Source organism: Stenotrophomonas ginsengisoli, assembly GCF_001431485.1.
Lineage (GTDB): Bacteria > Pseudomonadota > Gammaproteobacteria > Xanthomonadales > Xanthomonadaceae > Stenotrophomonas > Stenotrophomonas ginsengisoli.
Genome location: NZ_LDJM01000069.1, coordinates 1 through 2,586, shown reverse-complemented (window position 1 = coordinate 2,586; position 2,586 = coordinate 1). Strand labels below are relative to the sequence as shown.

2 protein-coding genes and 1 pseudogene are annotated in these 2,586 nt (G+C 61.0%); 1 reads left to right on the top strand and 2 read right to left on the bottom strand.

Translation table 11 applies throughout. The features are described 5' to 3' along the window. A pseudogene (locus tag ABB30_RS15330) lies at positions 1-569 on the bottom strand (IS110-like element ISSko1 family transposase); the annotation flags it as partial. A 152-nt stretch (positions 570-721) separates the two neighbouring features. On the opposite strand from ABB30_RS15330, the gene ABB30_RS15325 reads away from it, so the two are divergent. Continuing rightward, a complete protein-coding gene (locus tag ABB30_RS15325) occupies positions 722-985 on the top strand; it encodes a hypothetical protein (RefSeq protein WP_057639178.1) in 264 nt (87 codons plus the stop codon). Positions 986-1,863: 878 nt separating this feature from the next. Here the strand turns inward: ABB30_RS15325 and ABB30_RS15315 are convergent. Next, a partial coding sequence (locus tag ABB30_RS15315) for an IS110-like element ISSko1 family transposase (protein WP_057639176.1) occupies positions 1,864-2,586 on the bottom strand: 723 nt, incomplete at its 5' end.

Here is a 2,586-nt window from a genome sequence, read left to right as displayed (position 1 = left end):
TGTCGCCGCTGCTCCGGAAGATCATTGTCGCCATCCTCCAGGGCAGCCAGCACGGCTGGACGTATTTTGTCGGCCCCGGCAGGAATGGCAGCACCAAACTCGCGCAACAGACCGCGCACCAGATTGATCGCGGCCGTGCGTTCGGCCTTGTGGTGTTCGCGGATGCGATGCAGGCCCTGCGTACCCTGTTGCCCCGTGGTCTTTACCGGCACTGGGCGGATATCGCCACAGCGCGCAGCTTCCAGCAGGCCGGCGGCATCGGCGCGGTCGGTCTTGTTGCGCCGGACGTAGGGGCGTACATGCTGCGCCGGCAGCAGCTTCACCGAGTGGCCCAGCCGCATGAAGCGCCGCGCCCACGCATGCGCCGAGCCGCAGGCCTCCATGACAATGCTCAGCGGTGCGCGATTGACCAGGCATTGCGCAAACGGACCACGCTTGAGCCGCTTGCGCTCGACGATACGCCCTGCCGCATCGGCAAATGCCAGTTCAAAAACGTCCTTGGCCAGGTCCACCGCCAAGGTAACGGCAACCGACGATTCATTACCTGCGAATTTGGTGGTAGCGTGCATGTCCGGCTCCTGGCGTAAATTTCGCGTACTGATGGGCAACAGTTTCAGCTTGCGCATTGACGCAGCGTGGTGACGCGGGGAGTCCATTCGATCATACAAGCCGACGCCTTCGGTGCGGCTTAATTCGAGGTGTTAGAGCTCCAGAACCGACCATGTCGAACACCACACTGAAAAAGCGGATCGTCGACGCCATCGATCAGTTTGAGCGCGGGCAGCTAAGTCTCGTCGCCTTACGCAGTGCGGTCGTCGATAACGGGCAAGCACTCGAAGCAATGCCCTATCCGCTGATCAAAGAGATTGACGATATCGAGTACAAGCTCACACTGTCACAGTGGTACGACGAGGAAGGCTGCGAGGTGAGCCCGGAGGAAGCCTTGAGCGCTCTCAAGAGCTGGCTCAGCAGAGTTCCAGACTAAGAGCTCTAACAAATGCGTGGAGCGCGACGGCTGCTGCGCAGCCGCGGCTCACGCCAAACGTTAGGCGGCAGAGGGAAATCTATCGTGAGTGTAAGAAGAGCTCTGATCGCTTGCTTGGTCGTATCTGCTGTTGGCTGCGGAAGCATATCGGCCGCGCTTCCACCGCCTCCTGATGATCCCGAGATCGTATTTGATGATGCCACTTGCGTGAGTTGCGGCTGGCTCTTGGATGAGTCACAACTAGACCGCCTCCGACAAGATGCCGACGGAGGCGACGCTGAGGCGGCGTTTCGGGTTGCGCTCCATTTCTCTTCGGAAGACAACCCTGAGCAGTATCAGTCGTGGACGCATCGCGCGGCCCAGCTCGGACATGCGGTTGCTCAATACAACGTCTGGTTTTACCTTCGCGACTCTCACATATGCTCGGAGCAGCTGGAGGCTCTCGCCTGGCTGGAGAGCTCTGCTGCGCAAGGAGTTCGCGAGGCCGAGGAGCATTTACAGTCGTTCCAGCAGCAGGTGGCACCATGCCAGGTGCCGCCTAACAATGCGTGTATGGACTCCCCCGTCAAATCCTGGCGGCACGATGTTGTGAAGCTTTAGCTTCACGGCATGTGATTCTTCATTTTCCATCCTGCTGAAACTTTTTCTTCAACCCGGCAAACGGGAGCGGTTGCATTCGTGTATTCGGCTTTGTGGTGGGCTTTCCCGAGCCATCATGGAATCCGCGGAGCAGGGCCAGACGTTCAAGCGATCACGAAGGATCAGAATTGTTATCGGCTTGGCTGCTTCGGGGACCGACACGCTTGCATGAGTTGAGGCGATGCAACAGCAGAACGGTTCAACGGTAGTTGCAGTAAAACGGTCGAGGGGAATGGGGATCAGCCGGCGCGTTGTTCGCGCTGGCTGAGGTGGTCTGGATCAAAGCCCACGCCATGGTGTTCGGCGGCCCATAACCGCCGCGCGGTCTTGTTGGCCAGGGCCACCACGGCTTTGTTGTGGCCTTTGCGCTCAGCCAGCGCCAGCGCCCATTGCTGGGTGCGATCCAGCGTCTGGCCGCGCTTGCGCGCCATGCACGCGGTGATCAATGCCGAGCGTGCGCCATGGATCAGCAGCGTGCGCAGGTAGACATCGCCACGCTTGCTGATGCGCCCGAGCTTGCGGCTGCCGCCGCTGGAGTATTCGCGTGGTGTCAGCCCCAGTGCGCTGGCAAAGTGCCTGCCACTGGGAAACCGGGCGAAGTCGCCGATGCCCGCACTCATCGCGGTGGCGGTAATCAAACCGACACCGTTGGCAGCCATCAAACGTTGGCAGCGGGTATCGTCCCTGGCGATGTCGGCCAGCTGCTTCTCGATGGCGGCCATCGCCTCCTCGCAGGAGGCGATCCGCTGCAGCAGGCCAGCCAGGGCATGGCGCAGCGGCATCGGAAGATCATTGTCGCCATCCTCCAGGGCAGCCAGCACGGCTGGACGTATTTTGTCGGCCCCGGCAGGAATGGCAGCACCAAACTCGCGCAACAGACCGCGCACCAGATTGATCGCGGCCGTGCGTTCGGCCTTGTGGTGTTCGCGGATGCGATGCAGGCCCTGCGTACCCTGTTGCCC